General features: G+C 64.6%; 22 protein-coding genes. 11 read left to right on the top strand and 11 right to left on the bottom strand.

Translation table 11 applies throughout. The features are described from left to right. Positions 1-3: 3 nt before the first annotated feature. The 3 genes from rnr to ACVWW6_RS25480 are packed head-to-tail and all read left to right on the top strand — an operon-like array spanning position 4 to position 3564. On the top strand, positions 4-2346 hold the full coding sequence (gene rnr, locus ACVWW6_RS25490; protein ID WP_456681558.1) for a ribonuclease R: 2343 nt from the start codon (positions 4-6) through the stop codon (positions 2344-2346). After that, positions 2340-2780 (top strand): DUF983 domain-containing protein, encoded by a 441-nt coding sequence (locus tag ACVWW6_RS25485; protein ID WP_456681557.1) that lies wholly within the window; start codon positions 2340-2342, stop codon positions 2778-2780. Before rnr ends, ACVWW6_RS25485 begins: the two co-directional genes overlap by 7 nt. 31 nt (positions 2781-2811) lie before the next feature. Continuing rightward, positions 2812-3564, top strand: coding sequence for an NUDIX hydrolase (locus ACVWW6_RS25480; protein ID WP_456681556.1), 753 nt, complete (start codon positions 2812-2814; stop codon positions 3562-3564). Between the two features lie 57 nt (positions 3565-3621). Here ACVWW6_RS25480 and ACVWW6_RS25475 read toward each other — a convergent pair whose 3' ends face one another. Beyond that, positions 3622-4170, bottom strand: coding sequence for a hypothetical protein (locus tag ACVWW6_RS25475; protein WP_375762003.1), 549 nt, complete (start codon positions 4168-4170; stop codon positions 3622-3624). 293 nt (positions 4171-4463) lie between these two features. On the opposite strand from ACVWW6_RS25475, the gene ACVWW6_RS25470 reads away from it, so the two are divergent. After that, entirely contained in the window at positions 4464-5789 is a 1326-nt protein-coding gene (locus ACVWW6_RS25470) for an LLM class flavin-dependent oxidoreductase (protein ID WP_456681555.1), read from the top strand. Between the two features lie 124 nt (positions 5790-5913). After that, on the top strand, positions 5914-6081 hold the full coding sequence (rpmG, locus tag ACVWW6_RS25465; RefSeq protein WP_007603295.1) for a 50S ribosomal protein L33: 168 nt from the start codon (positions 5914-5916) through the stop codon (positions 6079-6081). A gap of 1119 nt (positions 6082-7200) precedes the next feature. Here rpmG and ACVWW6_RS25460 read toward each other — a convergent pair. Next, positions 7201-7548 (bottom strand): hypothetical protein, encoded by a 348-nt coding sequence (locus ACVWW6_RS25460; RefSeq protein WP_456681554.1) that lies wholly within the window; start codon positions 7546-7548, stop codon positions 7201-7203. Next, positions 7538-10054, bottom strand: a complete 2517-nt coding sequence (locus tag ACVWW6_RS25455) for an ATP-binding protein (RefSeq protein WP_456681553.1) — start codon at positions 10052-10054, stop codon at positions 7538-7540. Before ACVWW6_RS25455 ends, ACVWW6_RS25460 begins: the two co-directional genes overlap by 11 nt. 223 nt (positions 10055-10277) lie before the next feature. Here ACVWW6_RS25455 and ACVWW6_RS25450 point away from each other — a divergent pair, with 223 nt between their 5' ends. Next, positions 10278-11225 (top strand): helix-turn-helix transcriptional regulator, encoded by a 948-nt coding sequence (locus ACVWW6_RS25450; RefSeq protein ID WP_060912512.1) that lies wholly within the window; start codon positions 10278-10280, stop codon positions 11223-11225. 112 nt (positions 11226-11337) lie between these two features. Here ACVWW6_RS25450 and ACVWW6_RS25445 read toward each other — a convergent pair whose 3' ends face one another. Further along, the gene (locus tag ACVWW6_RS25445) at positions 11338-12570 is read right to left on the bottom strand and encodes an MFS transporter (protein WP_060912513.1); all 1233 of its coding nucleotides are present in this window, start codon (positions 12568-12570) and stop codon (positions 11338-11340) included. 131 nt (positions 12571-12701) lie between these two features. On the opposite strand from ACVWW6_RS25445, the gene ACVWW6_RS25440 reads away from it, so the two are divergent. Next, a complete protein-coding gene (locus tag ACVWW6_RS25440; RefSeq protein WP_060913132.1) occupies positions 12702-13307 on the top strand; it encodes a TetR/AcrR family transcriptional regulator in 606 nt (201 codons plus the stop codon). 311 nt (positions 13308-13618) lie between these two features. Here ACVWW6_RS25440 and ACVWW6_RS25435 read toward each other — a convergent pair whose 3' ends face one another. Together ACVWW6_RS25435 and ACVWW6_RS25430 are read right to left on the bottom strand one after the other, a co-directional pair. Continuing rightward, on the bottom strand, positions 13619-14992 hold the full coding sequence (locus tag ACVWW6_RS25435; protein ID WP_028171565.1) for a PleD family two-component system response regulator: 1374 nt from the start codon (positions 14990-14992) through the stop codon (positions 13619-13621). A 14-nt stretch (positions 14993-15006) separates the two neighbouring features. Next, complete coding sequence (locus ACVWW6_RS25430) at positions 15007-15372, bottom strand: response regulator (RefSeq protein WP_007603272.1); 366 nt, start codon at positions 15370-15372, stop codon at positions 15007-15009. A gap of 237 nt (positions 15373-15609) precedes the next feature. On the opposite strand from ACVWW6_RS25430, the gene ACVWW6_RS25425 reads away from it, so the two are divergent. Further along, positions 15610-15921: a DUF3572 domain-containing protein gene (locus ACVWW6_RS25425; RefSeq protein WP_011087883.1), complete on the top strand. Its 312-nt coding sequence runs from the start codon at positions 15610-15612 to the stop codon at positions 15919-15921. Further along, complete coding sequence (locus tag ACVWW6_RS25420; protein ID WP_011087884.1) at positions 15918-17210, top strand: DNA polymerase IV; 1293 nt, start codon at positions 15918-15920, stop codon at positions 17208-17210. The genes ACVWW6_RS25425 and ACVWW6_RS25420 overlap by 4 nt, the downstream gene beginning before the upstream one ends. 16 nt (positions 17211-17226) lie before the next feature. Here the strand turns inward: ACVWW6_RS25420 and ACVWW6_RS25415 are convergent, their stop codons facing one another. Continuing rightward, positions 17227-17382 carry a hypothetical protein gene (locus ACVWW6_RS25415; RefSeq protein ID WP_165448163.1) on the bottom strand — a complete coding sequence of 52 codons (156 nt, stop codon included), beginning with the start codon at positions 17380-17382 and terminating at the stop codon, positions 17227-17229. 199 nt (positions 17383-17581) lie between these two features. On the opposite strand from ACVWW6_RS25415, the gene ACVWW6_RS25410 reads away from it, so the two are divergent. After that, complete coding sequence (locus ACVWW6_RS25410) at positions 17582-17989, top strand: ACT domain-containing protein (protein ID WP_110116288.1); 408 nt, start codon at positions 17582-17584, stop codon at positions 17987-17989. Between the two features lie 36 nt (positions 17990-18025). Here ACVWW6_RS25410 and ACVWW6_RS25405 read toward each other — a convergent pair whose 3' ends face one another. The 4 genes from ACVWW6_RS25405 to ACVWW6_RS25390 all read right to left on the bottom strand — a co-directional run bounded on the left by ACVWW6_RS25405 (position 18026) and on the right by ACVWW6_RS25390 (position 19956). Continuing rightward, a complete protein-coding gene (locus ACVWW6_RS25405) occupies positions 18026-18229 on the bottom strand; it encodes a hypothetical protein (protein WP_456681552.1) in 204 nt (67 codons plus the stop codon). Next, positions 18226-18384, bottom strand: a complete 159-nt coding sequence (locus ACVWW6_RS25400) for an NUDIX domain-containing protein (protein WP_456681551.1) — start codon at positions 18382-18384, stop codon at positions 18226-18228. The genes ACVWW6_RS25405 and ACVWW6_RS25400 overlap by 4 nt, the downstream gene beginning before the upstream one ends. A 51-nt stretch (positions 18385-18435) precedes the next feature. Beyond that, a complete protein-coding gene (locus ACVWW6_RS25395) occupies positions 18436-18837 on the bottom strand; it encodes a RidA family protein (protein ID WP_028171561.1) in 402 nt (133 codons plus the stop codon). A gap of 273 nt (positions 18838-19110) precedes the next feature. Continuing rightward, positions 19111-19956 carry a cell envelope integrity EipB family protein gene (locus ACVWW6_RS25390; protein WP_028171560.1) on the bottom strand — a complete coding sequence of 282 codons (846 nt, stop codon included), beginning with the start codon at positions 19954-19956 and terminating at the stop codon, positions 19111-19113. Between the two features lie 248 nt (positions 19957-20204). Between ACVWW6_RS25390 and ACVWW6_RS25385 the strand changes: the two genes are divergently transcribed. Further along, on the top strand, positions 20205-20672 hold the full coding sequence (locus ACVWW6_RS25385; protein ID WP_008130072.1) for a RidA family protein: 468 nt from the start codon (positions 20205-20207) through the stop codon (positions 20670-20672). Positions 20673-20675 lie beyond the last annotated feature (3 nt).

Below are 20675 nucleotides of genomic sequence, written 5' to 3'. Positions count from 1 at the left end.
TAAGTGAAACGCAAGAATGACCGTGGCTTTCCCGACAGGCAAGCCATCGTCGCCTTCATCAAGGCAAATCAGGGAAACGTCGGCACCCGCGAAATTGCGCGCGAGTTCGGCCTGAAGAACGCCGATCGCGTCGAGCTCAAGCGCATGCTGCGCGAGCTCGCCGACGACGGGACCATCAAGAAGAAGCGCCACAAGGTCTCGGAACCGGACACCCTGCCGTCGACGCTGGTCGCCGACATCACCGGCCGCGACTCCGATGGCGAGCTGATCGCCTCCCCCACCGAATGGGACGAGGTCGAAAGCGGCGAACCGCCAAAAATCCTCATCGTCATGCCGCGCCGGCCGAAGCCCGGCACCGCCGCCGGCGTCGGCGACCGCGCCCTGCTGCGCGTCGAGCGCATCGACGAGACCGAGGGCCCGGCCTATCGCGGCCACATCATCAAGGTCTTCGACAAGGCCAAGAGCCGCATCCTCGGCGTGTTCCGCAGTCTGCCCGAAGGCGGCGGACGGCTCGTCCCCGTCGACAAGAAGTCTGCCGACCGCGAGCTGAACATTGCCGCGGCCGATGCACAGGACGCCCAGGACGGCGACCTCGTCAGCGTCGACATCGTCCGCTCACGCGCCTTCGGCCTCGCCTCAGGCCGCGTGAAGGAGAAGCTCGGCTCGGTCAAGTCGGAGAAGGCGATCAGCCTGATCGCGATCTACGCCCACGACATCCCGCTGCAATTCCGCCCGGCGGCAGAGCGTGAAGCCGAAGCGGCGGAGCCGGCGAACCTGAAGGGGCGCGAGGACTGGCGCGACGTCCCGCTCGTCACCATCGATCCGCCCGATGCGAAAGATCATGACGACGCGGTGCATGCGCAGGCCGACGACGATCCCAACAACAAGGGCGGCTTCATCGTCAACGTCGCCATTGCCGACGTGAGCTTCTACGTGCGGCCGGGCACCGCGCTCGACCGCGACGCGCTCGACCGCGGCAACTCGGTCTATTTCCCCGACCGCGTCGTGCCGATGCTGCCGGAGCGCATCTCCAACAATCTCTGCTCGCTGGTGCCGGGCGAGCCGCGCGGCGCGCTGGCGGTGCGCATGGTGATCGGCCCCGACGGCCGCAAGCGCTCGCATACGTTCCACCGCATCCTGATGCGCTCGGCGGCGAAGCTGAACTACGCACAGGCGCAGGCCGCGATCGACGGCCGGCCTGACGACACCACCGGCCCCCTGCTCGATCCGATCCTGAGGCCGCTCTACACCGCCTATGCCTGCGTCAAGCGCGCCCGCGACGAGCGCGATCCGCTCAATCTCGATCTGCCCGAGCGCAAGATCCTGCTTAGGAGCGACGGCACGGTCGATCGTGTCATCGTTCCCGAGCGTCTCGATGCGCACAAGCTGATCGAGGAGTTCATGATCCTCGCCAACGTCGCTGCCGCGGAAATGCTCGAGAAGAAGTCGCTGCCGCTGATCTACCGCGTGCACGACGAGCCGACGCTGGAGAAGGTCCACGCGCTCGCGGAGTTTCTGGAGACGCTCGACGTTCCCTTCGCCAAATCAGGCGCGCTGCGCCCGGCCCTGTTCAACCGCGTGCTGGCCCAGCTCGAGGGCCACGACCACTTCCCGCTGGTGAGTGAAGTCGTGCTCCGCGCCCAGGCGCAGGCCGAATATTCCGCCGAGAATTACGGTCATTTTGGCCTGAACCTGCGCCGCTACGCGCATTTCACCTCGCCGATCCGCCGCTACGCCGACCTCGTCGTGCACCGCGCGCTGGTCCGCGCGCTCGGCCTTGGCGAAGGTGCGCTGCCCGACACCGAGACACCGGAAACGCTCGGCGAGGTCGCAGCCCACATCTCGGTGACCGAGCGGCGCGCGATGAAGGCGGAGCGCGAGACCGTGGACCGGCTGATCGCCCATCATCTCGCCGACCGTATCGGCTCGAGCTTCCAGGGCCGCGTCTCCGGCGTCACGCGCGCCGGCCTGTTCGTCAAGCTGAGCGAGACCGGCGCCGACGGCCTGATCCCGATCCGATCCCTTGGCACGGAATATTTCAACTATGACGAGAGCCGCCATGCCCTCGTCGGCACGCGCAGCGGCGCCATGCATCAGCTGGGTGACGTGGTCGACGTCCGTCTGATAGAAGCAGCTCCGATCGCAGGCGCGCTGCGCTTCGAGCTGCTGTCGTCAAGCGGCGAGACCGCGCCGCGGGGCCGCAGGGCATCCGGTCCGCAACGCCGCCCCTCGTTCAAGGCGCATCCCGGACGCAGTCCGGCGAAGAAGCAAAAACCGGCGAAGCCGAAGAAGCCCGGCAAGGGCAAGAAGAACAAAGGCAAAGGCCAGAAGGGCAAGGCATGGTGACGATGAGCACGGCCCCGAAAATCTGGACGCGCGAGACCGGCCTCGTCGAGAAGCGCGATGTCTGGACGGCAATGAAGCGCGGCTTTCGCGGCCGCTGCCCGCGTTGCGGCGAGGGCAAACTGTTCCGCGCCTTCCTGAAGACAGCGGACAATTGCTCGGCGTGCGGCCTCGACTTCACGCCGCATCGCGCCGACGATTTGCCCGCCTATCTCGTCATCGTCATCGTCGGCCACATCGTGGTGCCCGGCATCCTCTGGATCGAGACCAACTACACGACGCCGGTCTGGCTCAGTTTCGCGGCCTACCTGCCCTTCACGTTCTTCGCCTCGCTCGCGCTGCTCCAGCCGGTCAAGGGCGCCGTGGTCGGATTGCAATGGGCCCTGCGCATGCACGGCTTTGACGACAACCCTCCGGATGGTATTCCGCCGGTGTAACCAATAAGCAAGAAGCGGTTTGGGTGAGGACATGACGGACACGTTGCAGGCAGCCGAGAAGGCGAAGATCCACGAGGGCAAGGAAGCCGACCATCATCCCTATTTCCGCCCGAAGGATGCGGCGACACTGATCCTGGTCGATCGCGGCGGCGCCGTTCCGAAAGTCCTGGTCGGCAAGCGCCACGACAAGGTGGTGTTCATGCCCGGCAAGTTCGTCTTCCCCGGCGGCCGCGTCGACAAGGCCGACTACCGTGTGCCGTGTGCGGCCCCCATCACCTCCGAGCTGGAAGCCAACCTCGCCAAGGGCAGCCCGAAGACGCCGGCCTCACGCGCAAAATCGCTGGCGATCGCCGCAATCCGCGAGGCCTGCGAGGAGACCGGCCTCTGCCTCGGCCGCAAGGCCGAGGGGAAAGCGCCGAAGCTCGAAGGCGCCTGGAAGCCGTTTGCTGATGCGAGCCTGCTGCCCGATCCCTCAGGCCTGTTCCTGATCGCGCGCGCGATTACCCCGCCGGGCCGCGTCAAGCGGTTCGACACGCGCTTCTTCACCGCGGATGCCTCCGCGATCACCCATCGCGTCGAGGGCGTGATCCATGCGGATGCTGAGCTGGTCGAGCTGGTCTGGGTCGAGCTCGGATCGAAGCCGCTCGCCGACCTGCATCCGATGACGCGCAACGTGCTCAACGAGCTCGACACGCGCCTTGCCACCGGCCCGCTCCGCCACGACGCGCCGGTGCCGTTCTTCCATTTCTACGGCGGCAAGATGCAGAAGGATATTTTGAGCTGACTGCTCACCTCTCCCGTAGGGAGAGGTGAACCGGGCTAAGCCGATCGAGTATTCTTATCATGCGTCGTCGCTATCCGGCTCGGTGCCGACATAGTCGCGCGCCGGCAGCTTGAGGACGCGGCCGATCTCGCCCGCGAGCTTGTCCGCCTCCTCGCGCCTGGTAAAGCTCATCAGGTTGATCGGCTCGGTGCCCTTGTTGCCGCAGAGATTGACGTCATAGGTCGTCAGATCCGCGTCGTAGTCGTCGGTGATGCTGATGAAGTGATAGTCAGCGAGATTGCGATGCCTGCGAATGTTCAGCGGGCCGAACTGGCTGGTGATGACGATCTGGCGCAGCGTCTCGTTGAGCACGACGAAATAGCGAAAGGTGAGCAGGATCAGGCCGGGGATGCCGACGAGCAGCCCGAGGCCGGTGAACACCAGCACCGGCACGAGGTCATCGGCGAGCCGGCCGAAGCTGGAAAAATCCTGGCGCAGGCCGAGCGCGACATTCCACAGCAGATAACCGCTGGCCGCCAGCAGCGGCAACGACAGCAGCCGGCCAATCCAGGGCATCGGCCGGTCAATACGGACCATGCCGCCATCCACTGTCATCGCGCCTGCCATTGATGGTCTCCTCACGAGGTCATGGCTTTGGTCGGAGCGAGCGGCGGATTGGTTCGATGGGCGCTCCTTCGTCATTCCGGGGCGCGCCCCTTGGCGCGAGCCCGGAATCCATTGCGCGTCAGTCTCTGCGGCCCGATGGATTCCGGGCTCGCCGCTGACGCGGCGCCCCGGAATGACGGGATTGTGCTGAGTGGATCGCGAAATACGAAAAATTCTTCCCGCCTCCCCCAATGGCGGAGTTCCCACTCATGCCTATGTCTTCCCCCAACGACACCCAGAACGGATACGGGGCGATGGCACAACGACAACTCAAGCTTGGCGCGTTCATGCGCCCGATCAGCATCCACACCGGCGCCTGGCGCTATCCGGGGGCCTGGCCGGACGCCAATTTCAATTTCGGCCACATCAAGACGCTGATCAGGAAGCTCGAGGCCGGCAAGTTCGACGCCTTCTTCATGGCCGATCACCTCGCCGTGCTGAACATGCCGATCAACGCGCTCAAGCGCAGCCACACCGTGACGTCGTTCGAGCCGTTCACGCTGCTGTCGGCGCTCTCAGCGGTCACCGAGCGGATCGGCCTGATCGCGACCGGCTCGACCACCTTTGACGAGCCCTATCACGTCGCGCGCCGCTTCGCCTCGCTGGACCATCTCAGCGGCGGCCGCGCGGGCTGGAACATCGTCACTACCTCGAACCCGGACGCCGCGCTGAATTTCGGGCTCGAAGATCACATGGAGCACGCCGAGCGCTACAAGCGCGCCCGCGAGTTCTACGACGTCGTCACCGGCCTGTGGGATTCCTTCGCCGACGATGCCTTCGTGCGCGATGTCGAGAGCGGGCTATTCTTCGAGCCCTCGAAGATGCACACGCTCGACCACAGCGGCAAATACCTGAAGGTGCGCGGCCCCCTCAACATCGCCCGCCCGGTGCAGGGCTGGCCGGTGATCGTGCAGGCCGGTGCCTCCGAAGACGGCAGGCAGCTTGCGGCCGAGACGGCGGAGGCCGTGTTCACCGGCGGCGGCAGCCTCGCCGACGGGCAAAAACTCTACGCCGACATCAAGAGCCGCATGGCGAAAGTCGGCCGCGACCCTGAACATCTCAAGATCCTCCCCGGCGCCTTCGTCGTGGTCGGCGACAGCGTCGATGAAGCCAAGGAGAAGCGCGCGCTGCTCGACAGCCGCGTGCATTACGACAGCGCCATCGCCTCGCTCTCTGTCATCCTCGGCACCGATGCGTCGGGCTTCGACCCGGACGGGCCTCTGCCGGAGATCCCCGAGACCAACGCCAGCAAGAGCGGCAGGCAGCGCATGGTGGACCTCGCTGCCCGCGAAAAGCTCACCGTCCGCCAGCTCGCCCAGCGCGTCGGCGGCTATGGCGGGCTGGCCTTTGTCGGCACCGCCAAGACCATCGCCGACCAGATGGAGGAATGGCTGGTCGGGCGCGGCTCCGACGGCTTCAACATCATGTTCCCGTTCCTGCCCGCCGGCCTCGACGATTTCGTCGACAAGGTGGTTCCGGAGCTCCAGCGGCGCGGGATTTTCCGCAAAGAGTATGAAGGGGCCACTTTGAGGGAGAATCTGGGCCTGCCGCGGCCGAAAAACCGGTTCTTCGAGGCGTAATGGGCCCGATTTGGGTGGTTTTCGGGGTGTAAAACCTTGACATCAGGCGGTTTCTGGCTAGGTTGCCGGCCAACGCGGGCCGTTTGGCCGGCTCCAGATTCCCTTCATTTCTGAGGTTCTGAACATGGCCAAAGCGGTCACCATCAAGGTCAAGCTCGTGTCCTCGGCCGACACCGGCTTCTACTACGTCGCCAAGAAGAATTCGCGCACCATGACCGACAAGCTGGTCAAGAAGAAGTACGACCCGGTCGCGCGCAAGCACGTCGAATTCCGCGAAGCCAAGATCAAGTAAGAAGATCAAGTAAGATCGCGGGATACGTTACGGACTTTTGACGGGGCCTCACGGCCCCGTTTTTATTTTGTCTGTCGTGTCCCGGGCGCGCGGCAACGCGCGGGCGCTGTGGCGCTGGGTCCGGAGCGCGAGACTGAAGCTGACGCGCTACTCCTTCTCCACGCCGTCATTGCGAGGAGCTCGCGACAAAATTGCGGAGCAATCCAGTCGTTCTGCAGAGGCACCCTGGATTGCCTCGCGGAGCCTGTCATCGCGCCGCGCTTTGCGCGGCCGGTGGCTCGCAATGACGGCGCGAGCATTCCGCGTTCTGCATGGCTGCCATCTCGGCCGCGGGCCACCGGCAGACATCCGCTCAACCCTCGGTTGCCCGATCCGGAATGTATGTTACCGTGCACTTACCGGAACGGCATTTCCGTCCCGGATTTGGGAAGGACATGGTCATGAGATTGTCATCAAGCCTTGTCGTGCCTTCAACTGTCGCTGTCTTGTCAACCGTCCTGGTGTGCGGTCCCGCCGCGTCGCAGATCCCGACCGGCTCCGCCGCCACACTTCCCCCCGTCACGGTCGATGCACCGAAGCAATTGACGAAGCCACCGGCGCCGCAGCGGGCGGCAAACACCGGGGCATCATCGCGCCGGACTGCGTCAACCGTTCAAACGTCATCGTCAACCGCACGGACGCCTTCGTATGCACCGGGTTCAGTGATGGGGAGGATTGCCAGCCTGGAGAAAGTCGCCAGCAGCTGCAACGGGGGCTGTGCATCAAGTTTCCCACACGGCAAGGAGCCCTGGATTGGCTGTAGCGAGTCGGGCGGCAACATAGATTATGGACCTTTCTCGCCAACGTGCCGAGACACCATCACCCATACGTCCTACGAGAATTGCGTCGAGACGAAGGTGTTCCTGGGCGAGAATCGAAACAGAGCCCACTGGTTCTGCAGCAGCCTGGCCGCCGGCAACAGGTTTAAGGTCGCAGAACTCAAGCGGTCGGGGCGTCCGCGCTAGTCCCGTCCGCTTGAACTCAGCCCCGGATGTCGGCCCGCGCTTGCCGCGGGTCGCCACGTTGAAGCCGTCCGATTCCAACGTTGGCGCCAGCAGTCGGCGCCAACGGCCGTCTCCATCACGAGTTCGTCCTGCCGACCAGGGACGCCAACAGGCGGCCGGCAGCTGCCAGATCTGCCGTCTCCAGGCCTTCCGTGAATTGCTCGAACACGGGCCTTAACAGCCCGCAGGCATCGTCAGGTTGCCCTCGACCCGCCAACAGCGCAGCCAGATCGATTGCGGTGCGTAACTCCCAGGCGGGCGCGCCTTGGCGACGGCTCAATTCGAGCGACTGCTTGAACCAGCGTTCCGCATCGTCAACCCGGGTCGGCATAGCCAGGACGGCGCATCCCCTGACACGCAACGCTTCTGGCATGAAGAAGAGATCTCCATTCTCCTCGGCCCGGCTGATCGTGTCATCGATCAATCTTATGGCTTCGCCGACCTGTTCGATTGCGAGGAGCCCTTGCGCCAGGAGAATGTTGAACTCCGTGTTGCGCACCTCGTAGTGCATCGCGTGGCAGTGCTTCAGGCAACCGCGAAGTGTGTCGACGCCGCCCCCTTGCATCGCCACGACGGATCGCGAGGATGCCTTTGTACCCGTAGCCAACATGAAGATAGGGGCCCAGGGAATGGGACCGGGCATGCGCCACCAGGCGGTCAGCATGTGCTTCGGCGCTTGCGAGATCGCCGTTCCAGACGAATACGTCCGGAGCCCAGGCAAGAGCGACAGCAAGCGATGCGGGATTGGTGCTGGATTCCGCGTCTTTGATTGTCTCGCGCGCGCGGACCGCGGCCTTGGTGGGATGCCCCTGCACCCATAGGCCCCGCGCAAGGCCGAGGCCAACCAGGATGCGGTCATCGAACCCAAGATAGGCCCGCTGGGCGTGCGACCAATGCTGGAGCGCAGCCTCGAGCTCCGACCGGGCGCTGCCGTGCTCACCGATGAAGTGGAGCGCCCTGCCCACGGCCGATTGGGCCAGGGCCATCGCGTGAGGGTCCTCGGCGGCCCCGGCAACCGTCCGCGCGCGCCTTGCATGATCCAGCGCAGTCTTGAATTCGCCGTCGCGCGTGCAGAACATCGACAGCGTGCCGAGAATTCCAACTTGGCTGAGCACGTTGCCGCCTGCCTCCGCAATCGCGAGGCTTCGGTCCAACGCCGCACGCGCTGCGTCGCTCGGCCCGTTCATGTGCATTGACGCAACCCCGAGGTTTGCCTGGAGCTGCATCTCCTCCGGTTCGCCGCGGGTCCTGCCTTCCAGCGCGACGATTGCGTGCTGCGACCAGCGATAGCATTCGGACAACAGCGACATCACCAAGAGGACAGGCGCTGCGGCTGCCGCCAGCTTGATCCCGATTTCGGGATCGCCGCCCTCGCCAAAACACCATTCCAACGCCGCCCGGACATTGTTGAGGTCGGCAAGGTGCGCCTCCCTTTCAGCGCCGCTCGACAACGCTGCCCATTCCCTTCCCGCCTGCTCCGACCAGCGCCGAAAGTAGTTTGCGTGGCGCACGGCCAGATCGGCAGCCTCCGGATCGGTGATTTCCGTCCCGAGAATGTAAGTGCGCGTCGTATCAAGCAGCCGATAGCGCATCATGGCTCCGATCGGGCGGGTCGTAACCATCGACTTGGCAATGAGGCTGTCGATCGCGCCAAGGACGGCGGTCTGGTCGACGTTGACGCTTGTGACCACCGCGAGCATTGCGTCCAGCGTGAAATGTCCGACGAACACGGCCAGCCGGCGAAGTACCAGCCGCTCGACGCTGGAAAGCAACCGGTAGCTCCAGTCCAGCGTTGCCTGCAAAGTCTTATGACGCGGCGGCGCGGTGCGCGAACCCAGCCACAACAAGGTCAAGCGCTGGTCGAGCAGAGCCGCCGTATCGCGCAATCCATAGGCCTCGACGCGCCTTGCTGCCAGCTCTATGGCCAATGCCACGCCGTCCAGCTTCCGGCAGATACCGACCACGATTGGCGCGTCTGCATCGTCGAGATCCAACCGGGCGCCGCTCGCCGCTGCGCGTTCGACGAACAGCTGCGTGGCTGGGAACGATCGCGCAATTGCCGCCGTTGGCATCGCGTCGTCTGGCGGGCATGCCAACGGCTCCAGTCGATAGATCTGCTCCCCATCAACCTGTAGCGCTTCTCTGCTGGTCGCGAGTATGTGGACTTGCGGGGTCTCTCTGAAGACGCACGACGCGAAGGTCGCTACCGACTCGATCAGATGTTCGCAGGTGTCGAGGATCAACAGGACCCGCTTGTCCCGAAGATAGGCGATCAGGTTCGGCGTAGCGTCGTCCGATCGCACCGATAGTCCCAGCATGGATGCGACGGTACTCGTCACCAGCCGTGAATCGCTCAACATGCTCAGATCGACAAACAGCACCGCGCCCCCGAATGCCTCAATCAGGTGGTGCCCGAGCGCGGTCGCGAGCGTGGTCTTGCCGACGCCTCCGAGGCCGACCACCGTGACGAAGCGCGCCACTTCCAGCTGGGCGGCGACCCTTTGCAGATCATCTTCCCGGTCGATCAATCCTGCGGGACGGACGGGCAGGTTGGCGTTTCGAAAGCTCTCAGCGGCAGCTGATGCCGCCTCGGGCTCCCCGAGCGACCGTGAGACTGGCGCTACGAAGCAGTAGCCTCGACCGGCCACGGTCGTTATGTATCGCGCGCCGTCTTTTCCGTCGCCGAGCATCTTGCGCAGGCTGGCCATTTGACCACGCAGGCTGCCCTCTTCGACCGTGACGTTGGGCCAGACCAGCGACAGAAGGTCTTTCTTGCTGATGACTTCATTCGGCGTGGAGACAAGAGCGGTCAGAATTTCGTAGGCGCGTGCGCCCAGGTCGACGGGAACTCCGTCTTTGGTGAGCAACCGCTCGCTTGCAGTCAGGCGAAACGGCCCGAACGACAGGACTTCCTTGCCGTGCGTCGTCATTGGAACCGTCGCATTGTGCCCATGCTCCGGACCACATTTTAGGCCAAGGTCCCGCGTCAGGCCAACGGTCGGGAAATTGCCGTGCAGTCCTCACACTACCAAGGGCGAAGGACTGACGCCTCCTAACAACATTTCACAACGCATGACGGGCCATTCGCGACGGTTGGGCTTAGCTTGTTCGCCATCGGATAGGACGGCGCACGACAATGTCGAGCACAAGCCCATGAACAAGACCATCTTGCACGATCCCTTGGCGGCTCTGTTCTCGCCGGCGGCGCACCCGAGGGACGTTCCGGTTCCCGAGCTCCGCCCGGCCGATGTGGAGATGGCGCGGGTCCTCAAGACCGCGCCAATTCGTATGGCCTCCGATCCGTTGGGCGGCGCCATCGCCCATTGGAAACATGGCGCGCTACATGACGTCGTTGAACCCATGGCCAATCATGTCGTCATGACTTACCCGTGCGGCGTGCAGCGACTTGAGCGGCGCGCCGGCAAGTCGGTCGCGATCGGAACGGCCCGTTCCGGCGTGGTGACGATCATTCCGGCAGGCTCAAGCGCCCGATGGGACATTGCCGGGGACATCAATGTCGTTCAGCTCTACCTCCCCCACACGACGCTCGATCGTGTCGCCCGGGAAGCCCGCGCGGCTGCACCTGGCGACCTCATGGAGCGAACGGGGCATCCCGATCCCGTCACATCCCGCCTGCTGCTGAGTGCAGCGGATGCACTGGACGGCAATGCGGCCCTGGATGCCTTGTTCAGACATCAACTGACAGATCTCCTGGCCACCCGCATCTTGGCCGCGCACGTCGGTTCGCCTACCGCGATCCAGGCACTGATCGGCGGGCTGTCGCCAACAGCCCTCCGCCGCGCGATCGATCGCCTGCGCTCGGAGAGCGATTCCGATGTCTCTCTCGCGATGCTTGCTTCGGATGCCGGCCTGTCACGCTTCCATTTCTGTCGTGCCTTCAAGGAAAGCACAGGGCTCTCGCCGCATGCCTGGCTCCGCCAGTACCGACTCGAGCAAGCCATGAACATGCTGCGCGATACTGACGATTCGGTCGTCTCGATCGCAGCGGCGCTCGGGTACGCCTCCCAAACCGCCTTTGCCGCGGCGTTCAGAAAACTCGCCGGCGTGACACCGAGCGACTGGCGGCGACGTCTCCGTTAAGCAGCAATCGCCCTGCAGGCGCTGCAATCGGCTGCGCAGCTACAGCTCATTTCCGTGAGATCCTGCGACATCCGCATCCCCCCAAACCGCCGCTCACGAGTCCCCGCCCCGGCTACGCCGTCCGCAGCACCGGCGGCTGCGACGGCCGGATCAGCGCGAACGCCACCTGCACGATGCCGCCGGCAAGACCGAGCGCGACGCCGATGCGCCAGGCCATGGTGTAGGAGCCGAGCGCGTCGTAGAGCACCCCTCCGCCGTAGGCGCCGAGGAAGCTGCCGATCTGGTGGCTCATGAAGGCGAGGCCCTGGATCATCGCCTGCCAGCGCAGACCGAACATCTCGGCGACCGCGCCTGCCACCAGCGGCCCTACACCCATCCACAGGAAGCCCATGATGGCGCCGAACAGCAGCGTCGAGAACGACGTCGCCGGCAGCATGAAGTACCAGGCGAGCGCCAGCGAGCGCAGGATGTAGATGCCCCCTAACAGCGCGAGCTTATTCCAGCGCTGGCCGGCCCAGCCGAAGAACAGCGAGCCCAGCACGTTGAAGCCGCCGATCATGCCGAGCGTCTGCGCGCTCAGCATCGGATCGAGGCCGCAGATCGCGAGGTAGGACGGCAGGTGCGTCGTGAGGAACACGAGCTGCATGCCGCAGACGAGATAGGCGCAGGTCATCACCGCGAAGGAGGCGTTGCCGAACGCGGCCGTCGCCACCGATGCGGCCGTGGCGTCGCCGATATCGTCGGCGGCCGGCTTCGGCAGCGGGACCTTGTCGACACGCCCCGCATACCAGGCCGCAGGGATCATCAGCACCGACATGATGACGAAGCCGGCGAGCCCGACGCGCCAGCCAAAGCCTTCGTTGAGCAACTGCCCGATCGGCGCGGACAGCAGCGCGCCGAGCGAGCCCGCGCCGGAGACGATGCCGAGCACGGTGGACCGGACGGTCTCGGGCACAGCGCGCGCGGCCACCGACATCGCGATCGCCGCCGCGGTGCAGGCGAGCGAGGTGCCGATCAGCACGCCGGCGCCGATCATGATGCTGACGAGCCCGCCCGCGGTCGCCATCAGAATGAGGCCTGCGATGTACATCAGCGAGCCGACGATCATGATCGGGCGGAAGCCGTAGCGCACCGTCATCGCGCCGGCGAGCGGCTGGAGAAAGCCCCAGGCGAGGTTCTGCACGGCGAGCGCCAGCGTGAAATCCGAGATCGAAATGTGGATGTCGTGAGTCAGCGGCTGCATGAAGATGCCGAGGCTCTGCCGCAACCCCATGCTTAGCGTCAGCATGATCGAGGCGCCGATCAGGATGGGCAAGGTCGGCCGCAGGACCTGCAACAGGGGCATTTTTCTTCTCCCTCGTGGGCGCGGCGCGAGCGCCGACGTCTGCAATATCAGTTGATTTTGGTTACACAGACCTGTGTACTTAGGCTATGAAAAGGTGCACGCTGTCAAGCGAACAGGACGCGCGCTGCTGCATGGCTCCCCCGACGACCCCACAGACGATGAAGGAGCGGATCCTCGAGACCGCCGACAAGCTGTTCTATCTGCAAGGCATTCGCGCCATCGGCGTCGACACCATCGCGGCCGAGATCGGCATCTCCAAGCGCACGCTGTACAACCACTTCCCCTCCAAGGACGCGCTGATCGCGGCTTACCTCGAGCGCCGTTTCGTAGCCCCGCGCCCCTCCGACAAGCCGCCGGCCGAGCAGATCCTCGCCACCTTCGATTCGCTGGAGCGCCGTTTTGCGGCGAAGGATTTTCGCGGCTGCCCGTTCGTGAATGCGGTGGCCGAGCTCGGCCCAAAGGACCGCGCGGTGAGGAAGATCGCGGTCGCCTTCAAGGAAAGCCGCCGCGTCTGGTTTCGCGAGCGGCTCAACGAGCTCGGCGTTGCGAATGCGGACGCGCTGGCAACGCAGCTCGTGCTGCTGGTCGACGGCTCGATCGCCCAGGACCTCGTCCGCGACGACCCCGCGATGGCGCGCGCCGCGAAGGAAGCGGCGAAGGTGTTGTTGCGGAATGCGGGGGTGGATGTGGGGGATGGTGCGAAGCCGACAAAGGGACGCAAGCCCGCGCCACAATAAACACTGTCGTCCCGGCGAAGGCCGGGACCCATAACCACAGGCAAATGTTTGGCGAAGACTCGGAGTTACCTGCTCGCACCACAACCCCTCCCTGGGGTTATGGGTCCCGGCCTCCGCCGGGACGACACTGAGTATGTGGCCGCAGTATTTGTCCCACTACCCGACGATACCAATATGCCCCTGTTTTGCCCGACGGGTCAAATGGCGCCGCTGCCGGCGCAAGCCTGTTTGCTACCCGCGTAAGCCCTTGATCCGGCTAGCGCCGGCTACTGTGCATGGGGTTGTTTTCGCAACTTTTGTGCGAGCCGCCCTCACGCCGCCTGCGAGACCACGCGATTGCGGCCGTCGTGCTTCGCGCGATACAGCGCGGTGTCGGCGCGCTTGAGGACGTCGGCGACCGCCTCGCCCTTCTGCTCCAGCGTTGTGAGGCCGATCGAGATCGTGACCTCGATGCGCTTGGTGCCCTTGTGGATCGCGAACGGCTCGCCCGCGATCGAGCGGCGCAGGCGCTCGGCGACCATGCCGGCGACGTGGAGATCGGTCTCCGGCATCACGATGACGAACTCCTCGCCGCCATAGCGGCAGGCGAGGTCAATGCCGCGGATCGACTTGCGCACGCGCACCGCGAATTCGCGAAGCACGTCGTCGCCGGCATCGTGGCCGTAATTGTCGTTGATCGACTTGAAATAGTCGATGTCCAGGATCATCAGCGCCAGCGGCTTGCCGCGGGTTGCGGCCTGCTCGGCGAGCGTCGCCAGATGGCTCTCCATGTAGCGGCGATTGTGCAGGCCGGTGAGCGCGTCGGTGATCGCCATCTCGATCGAATTCTGCACGTTGTCGCGCAGATGATCGGTGTAGCGGCGGCGGCGGATCTGGGTGCGGGCGCGCGCCAGCAGCTCGGTCTTGTCGATCGGTCGCAGCAGGTAGTCGTTGACGCCGATCTCGAGGCCGCGGAGCAGCCGCGTCGAATTCTCGGGGTCCGCGATCGCCAGGATCGGCACGTGGCGCGTGCGCTCCAGCGAGCGCGCCTGGCTGCACAGCCTGAGGCCATCGAAATTGTTGAGGTCGAGCGAGACGATCAGCAGGTCGTAATTGCCCTCGGCGGCGTGGAACAGCGCTTCGGTCGGGTTCGGCTCGACATCGACGGTGTGCTCGGCGGCGAGCAGGCTCGCCAGCCGCTCATAGGAGGACTGGCGGTCGTCGACCAGCAGGATGCGGCCGCCCTTGCCGGTGTCGGCGACCGCAGTGCGCTCCGGCGCCTGCATGCCGATCTCGAGCGAGGTGATGGCGCGCATGCGCAGCTCGTCGGTCATCATCTTCAGCCGCGTCAGCGAGCGCACGCGTGCGATCAGCACGACGTCGGAGACGGGTTTGGTCAGGAAATCGTCGGCGCCCGCTTCCAGCCCGCGGTTGCGGTCGGACGGGCTGTCGAGCGCCGTCACCATCACGACGGGGATGTGGTGCGTCGCCGGATCGGTCTTCAGACGGCGGCAGACCTCGAAGCCGTCCATGTCGGGCATCATCACGTCGAGCAGGATGATGTCGCATTCGGCGCGGCGGGAGATCGCCAGCGCCTCGGTGCCGTTCGAGGCGGTCATCACGTCGAAATATTCGGCGGAAAGCCGGGCCTCGAGGAGTTTGACGTTGGCAGGAACGTCATCGACAACCAGGATACGCGCGGACACTTTGAACTCACTTCCTATCCGATAAAACGCCGGACCGTCTCAATGAACTTGCCGACCGAAATCGGCTTGGACAAATAGGCTTCGCAGCCGCCCTCGCGGATGCGCTCTTCGTCGCCCTTCATCGCGAAGGCCGTGACCGCGACGACGGGAATGGAGCGCAACTCCGGATCGTCCTTGATCCAGCGCGTCACCTCCAGGCCCGAGACCTGCGGCAATTGGATATCCATCAGCACGAGGTCGGGCCGCATTTTCCGAACGAGATCCAGCGCCTCGTAGCCGTTGCTGGTGCCCGTGGTCTGGTAACCGTGCGCCTCCAACAGGTCGCGGAAGAGCTTCATGTTGAGCTCGTTGTCTTCCACGATCAGGACGGTCTTAGCCATCCCGTCCTCCTGATTGGCACGAAGCCCGATACATGTGACGCCTCAGGCGCCGCTCCCCGGCGCTTCGAAAACTGGATTCAAACTAGCCTCAGATTCGCTCTAGTTTCGTTAAACCCGAGGGGCCACTTTCTGCGATGTGGTTTCCAGTTGCTTGTCGGGCGTCGCAAGACTCAGGCGCGAGACTCGGGCATATTCCAAAGTAGACACTGAAAGTTAACGGAAAGGCAAACTGGGCCCTTGAAAAAGCCTGTTCACAACCCCCGCGAAGTCGCTGAAATCGTTGCGATTCAGGCATTGTCCTTTGTCGCGGGCGAGCCCGAGCGGCTGGGCCTGTTCCTGGCCGAGACAGGTGTCGGCCCGGAGACCCTTCGGAACGCCGCCTCGGACCCCAATTTCCTCCTCAGCGTACTCGATTTCGTGCTGCGCGATGACGCGACCGTGAAGGCCTTTGCCACGGCCTCGGAGCTGCATCCGACCAACGTTGCCGCGGCGCGGCAGGTGCTGGGCGACGCGCTCGGCGACCGGACCTGGGAGCGCGACGTGCCGTGACCGTCTCCGACCCGGCCGGGCCCCGCTGCTTCTGCCGGGATTGCCTGGTCGATCTGGATATGGGCGTGCGGCGCTGCTCGGCTTGCGGTTCCCCTCGCCTCGTCCGCCACCGCGCGCTCTCGAGCCTGACCATCGCCCATATCGACTGCGACGCCTTCTATGCGACAGTCGAGAAGCGCGACAATCCTGACATCGCCGACAAGCCCGTCATCATCGGCGGGGGCAAGCGCGGCGTCGTGTCGGCCGCCTGCTACATCGCACGCACCTATGGCGTGCGCTCGGCGATGCCGATGTTCAAGGCGCTCGATGCCTGCCCGCACGCGATCGTGATCCGTCCCGACATGGCGAAATACGTCCGCGTCGGCCGCGAGGTACGCCAGGCCATGCAGGCGCTGACGCCGCTGGTCGAGCCGCTCTCGATCGACGAGGCCTTCCTCGATCTCTCCGGCACCGAGCGGGTCCACGGCATGATCCCGGCCAAGGTGCTGGCGCGGTTTGCGCGCAACATCGAGCGCGACATCGGCATCAGCGTCTCGGTCGGCCTCTCCTGCAACAAGTTCCTGGCCAAGATCGCCTCCGACCTCGACAAGCCGCGCGGCTTTGCCGCACTCGATCAGGAGGAAGCGCGTTTGATGCTGGCTTCGAGGCCGGTCGGCTTCATCTTCGGCGTCGGTCCTGCGACGCAGGAACGCCTGGTGCAGCGCGGCTTCCGCATCATCGCCGATCTTCAGAAGGCCGACGAGATCGAGATGATGCGGCAATTTCCGAGCGACGGCCGCCGGCTGTGGCGGCTTGCCCGCGGCATCGACGACCGCCGCGTCGAGCCCGATCGGGGCGCCAAGACGATTTCCAGCGAAACCACCTTCGAGACCGACATCCGCGATTTCGCGACGCTGGAGAAGATTCTCTGGCGGCTCTGCGAGAAGACGTCGTCGCGGCTGAAGAGCAGCGAGCTTGCCGGCTCGACCGTCACGCTGAAGCTGAAGACCGCCGACTTCCGCCAGCGCACGCGCTCGCAGTCGATCGCAGCGCCAACGCAGCTCGCCGCAAAGATCTTTTCGATCTGCCGCGAGATGCTGGCCAAGGAGATCGACGGTACCGCCTTCCGCCTGATGGGCGCCGGCGTCAGCGCACTGCGCGAAGGCTCGCCCGCCGACGACACCGACATGCTCGACCGCCGCGCCGCCCACGCCGAGCGCGCGGTGGACAGTCTGCGCAAGAAGTTCGGCAACTCCGCCGTCATTCGTGGCATCGCGTATGATGGTCCCGAAACAGGACAGCAGGAGTGATCGAGTCCTGCTCAATTCAGTCGCGTTCGAAGATCCGCGCACCCGGATAGACGCGCCGGGCATACTGAACGACCAACTGCCGATCCTGAGTCTCCAGGAACGGAGTTCGGATCTGACAAGACCCGACGACGAGGTGCCACAGGCCGTTGAGCTTTCGAATGATGACGTTCATTTGAGCTTCCTCGCAGTGACCCGAGTGGACTCAAATTGTAAGAATCTCCCGCCGTCGCTCAATTGTACCAGCGTAAGGTCAGCGTATGAGAAGGATTGCAAGAGATATACAAAGGTATGTTGACCGTGACTCCAACGGCTTCCGGCGCCGATAGCTTCGCAAGGGCTCAAACGATCCCGCCCGCCCAGGAGCTGGCACCGTGACAGGCGAACGCGACCTCAGCGTGCTGTTGAAAAACATGAAGCCGGAGATGCAGCCCGGCGCCTTCGTGTTTTGCACGATCCCGCCCAACGAGCCCATTCCCGCAGCGGTCAACCCACTGCTGACGTTCCGCGAGCAGGAAGGAACGACGCTGGTGATCCCACGCGAAGAAGCCGAGGCATCAGGCTTACGCTACGCGTTTGCATCGCGCCCGATCACCCTGACGGTTCACTCCGCACTCGATGCGGTGGGCTTTCTGGCGGCTATCACGGCGCGACTGGCCGAAGCCGGCATCAGCGTGAATGCCGTTTCGGCCTTCCACCACGACCATCTCTTTGTGGCTGTCGACCAGGCCGATGAGGCGATGGCCGTTCTGCGGGAGATGTCCAAAGCGAAGCACTCGTAGCCCGGGTGGAGCGAAGCGCAATCCGGGCTACGGGATTCACGAACACAGCGGAAGTAGGTTGTCCCGCGTCAAAGGCGCGAGTTTGACAGCTCCGGGCGTGGACGGATCGAGCCAGAGAATCTCCTCGATCTCGGCTCCCGGAGCGACCGGATGCGCAATGACGATGCGGAATACTTCCGCATCGACCTGCCGGCCCGGCTCATTCGCGGCAGGCGCAGTGTATCGCCCGACATAGGTCATCTCGCTCGGATCGATATCGATCCGAGCTCCTCCGACAATTCGCGCCTCAGCGCGTCCTGCGGATGCTCGCCGATCTCGATCTTTCCTCCGGGCTGCATGAAGCTTTCGGTAGCCTTCTTCCTGACCAGCAGGACGCGCCCATCGCTCCTGCTCATCAAGGCAGCAGCGATCCGAATGGAATTCTGCAAAGTCATTCCGTCCGCACCTCAATCCGCGACCGCCACCGCCTCGATCTCGATCAGCCATTCCGGCGCGGCGAGCGCGGAGACACCGACGAGGGTGGAGGCCGGCGGCTCCATGCCTTCGAAGAAGGCGGAGCGGGCCTTGCCGATGATCGGGCGCAGTTCCGGCTTGTAGTTCACCACGAAGGTCGTGATCTTGACGATGTTGGCGTAGCTCGCGCCGGCAGCTTTCAGCGCCAGGCCGAGATTCTGCATCACCTGCGTCGTCTGCGCGGCGATATCGCCCTCGCCGACGATCCGCCCCTCCTCGTCGGTCGAGACCTGGCCCGAGATGTAGATCGTCCGCGCGCCCGTGGCGGTGACGACGTGGGAATAGGCCGGATTGTGGTGCAGGCCGCTGGGGCGGAGATGGTCGAGCTTGGGCATGGAGCTGGCTCCCGGAGGTTTGTGGTTGGGAGAGAGCGTAGCGGGAGAGGGAGCTGAGGGCCAGCCCGTCATTGCGAGGAGCTCTTGCGACGAAGCAATCCAGAATCGTTCCTCTAAGAGATTCTGGATTGCTTCGCTGCGCTCGCAATGACGACACGGAGTGAGAGCCGACAAACAACTCTCGCCGTCCTTCCGGGGCGGTCCGCAGGACCGAACCCGGAATCTCGAGATTCCGGGTTCTCGCTTCGCGAGCCCCGGAATGACGATCGACGTTCAATTACAGGGCTTGCTGTCCTTGACGTCGAACTTGCCCATCGCGCCCGAGATGACGAAATCATTGTAATCGAGCACGAGCTGGCGCGAGACGCCGTTCTCATAGAGCTCGAATGCCATTGCATAGATCGGCGTCTGCTCGCCTTCCTTCTGCTGGGCGTCGCGGTCGAAATAGCTGACGGTGACGGGCCAGCGCTTGAGCGATTTCATGTGCTCGTCCGTGGTGGACGGATCGGTCGAGGAGGCACGGTCGGCGGGGATCGGCTGGCCGATCACGGTCAGCGTGTTGTAGACCTTCTGGCCGTCGTCGGAGCCGTCATAGACGGACAGCTCGAGCAGCGACTTGCCGTCCTTGGCGGCGGCGATGATGCGCTGGATCTGCTCGGTCGGGAACACGATCTTGCCGTCGAGCGTAAAGCTCTTCGGCGCCGGCAGCTTGAGCTTGACGTTGATGTGGTCGCCGTCGCGCTCGGCCGAGCCGTCGACCCGGCCGGCGTCGGCCTCGTTCATCCGCGTCTCGATCTTGAAACGGTAGCTTTTTCCCGCGGCGTCCTCCCAGGAGTTGGAGCGGAGGTCGCTGAGCGTGATCTTGCCCTCGCCGCTGTCGAGCTCGGAGACCTGGCGGAATTCGGAGGTGTAGCCCTCGCAGGAGCTTCCGGTGAAATTGTAGAGGATGCGGCCGCGCGCGCTGTTGACCGAATTGGAGCGCGACTTGACGAGGCTGAGGTCATAGAGCGCCTGATGCGCGAGGAACGGACCGTTGGCGGCCAGCGCCCCGCCGCCGGGGCCACAAGCGGCCGCCGCGAGCGCCATCACACCGAGCGAAGTCCGGAAAAGGTGCATCATGTCTGTTCCTTGAAGATGCGTCCTTGGGAAGCGCAGATTCGACATTTTAATGACCGTTCCATTGCGTCGCAACTGAGGCCGTTTCACGTAAAGTTGCGGCCCTCGCCCTGAACCTCCTGCCCTGCCTCAACAAAATGCAGCCCGCCGGGGTTGCTTGCATGTGGCGGCACGATGGGCGAAACAGGGCGCGCCCGGGCCGCCGATGGGACGCGCCCGGGGTGGATGATTTTTGGACAACGAGGTCGAAGATGGCGGGCACGGTCGAGCAGAAACTGGCGGAACAGGGCATCAAGCTGCACGAGGCGCCCACCCCCGTGGCCAACTACGTGCCGTTCGTGCGCACCGGCAATCTGCTGTTCGTCTCCGGCCAAGTCTGCTTCGATCCCGCGGGCAAGCTGATCGCCAAGGGGAAGCTGGGTGCCGGCGTCTCGATCGAAGAAGGCGCCGCGGCCGCGCGCGGCTGCGCCGTCAACCTGCTGGCCCAGGTCAAGGCGGCCTTGGGTGATCTCGACAAGGTCGTCCGCGTGGTACGCCTCGGCGGCTTCATCAACTCGGCGCCGGACTTCCTCGACGGGCCGAAGGTGCTCAATGGTGCCTCCGACCTGATGGTTGCCGCCTTCGGTGACAAGGGCCGCCATGCCCGCACCACCGTCGGCGTCGCCTCGCTGCCCGCGGATGCGGCGGTGGAGGTCGAGGGTGTGTTCGAGGTCGCCTGACGC

This window comes from Bradyrhizobium sp. USDA 3311 (assembly GCF_054062495.1).
This window is presented reverse-complemented; position numbering and strand designations above follow the sequence as displayed.

Bases quoted from the DNA above. Each gene is read 5' to 3' on its own strand.
- ACVWW6_RS25400 (WP_456681551.1), bottom strand. From the start codon at position 18,384: ATGAGCAGGAGCGATGGGCGCGTCCTGCTGGTCAGGAAGAAGGCTACC.
- ACVWW6_RS25395 (WP_028171561.1), bottom strand. From the start codon at position 18,837: ATGCCCAAGCTCGACCATCTCCGCCCCAGCGGCCTGCACCACAATCCG.
- ACVWW6_RS25455 (WP_456681553.1), bottom strand. From the start codon at position 10,054: ATGACGACGCACGGCAAGGAAGTCCTGTCGTTCGGGCCGTTTCGCCTG.
- ACVWW6_RS25385 (WP_008130072.1), top strand. From the start codon at position 20,205: ATGGCGGGCACGGTCGAGCAGAAACTGGCGGAACAGGGCATCAAGCTG.
- ACVWW6_RS25470 (WP_456681555.1), top strand. From the start codon at position 4,464: ATGGCACAACGACAACTCAAGCTTGGCGCGTTCATGCGCCCGATCAGC.
- ACVWW6_RS25430 (WP_007603272.1), bottom strand. From the start codon at position 15,372: ATGGCTAAGACCGTCCTGATCGTGGAAGACAACGAGCTCAACATGAAG.
- ACVWW6_RS25405 (WP_456681552.1), bottom strand. From the start codon at position 18,229: ATGACCTATGTCGGGCGATACACTGCGCCTGCCGCGAATGAGCCGGGC.
- ACVWW6_RS25445 (WP_060912513.1), bottom strand. From the start codon at position 12,570: ATGCCCCTGTTGCAGGTCCTGCGGCCGACCTTGCCCATCCTGATCGGC.
- ACVWW6_RS25485 (WP_456681557.1), top strand. From the start codon at position 2,340: ATGGTGACGATGAGCACGGCCCCGAAAATCTGGACGCGCGAGACCGGC.
- ACVWW6_RS25450 (WP_060912512.1), top strand. From the start codon at position 10,278: ATGAACAAGACCATCTTGCACGATCCCTTGGCGGCTCTGTTCTCGCCG.
- ACVWW6_RS25475 (WP_375762003.1), bottom strand. From the start codon at position 4,170: ATGGCAGGCGCGATGACAGTGGATGGCGGCATGGTCCGTATTGACCGG.
- ACVWW6_RS25440 (WP_060913132.1), top strand. From the start codon at position 12,702: ATGGCTCCCCCGACGACCCCACAGACGATGAAGGAGCGGATCCTCGAG.
- ACVWW6_RS25390 (WP_028171560.1), bottom strand. From the start codon at position 19,956: ATGATGCACCTTTTCCGGACTTCGCTCGGTGTGATGGCGCTCGCGGCG.
- ACVWW6_RS25480 (WP_456681556.1), top strand. From the start codon at position 2,812: ATGACGGACACGTTGCAGGCAGCCGAGAAGGCGAAGATCCACGAGGGC.
- rpmG (WP_007603295.1), top strand. From the start codon at position 5,914: ATGGCCAAAGCGGTCACCATCAAGGTCAAGCTCGTGTCCTCGGCCGAC.
- ACVWW6_RS25415 (WP_165448163.1), bottom strand. From the start codon at position 17,382: ATGAACGTCATCATTCGAAAGCTCAACGGCCTGTGGCACCTCGTCGTC.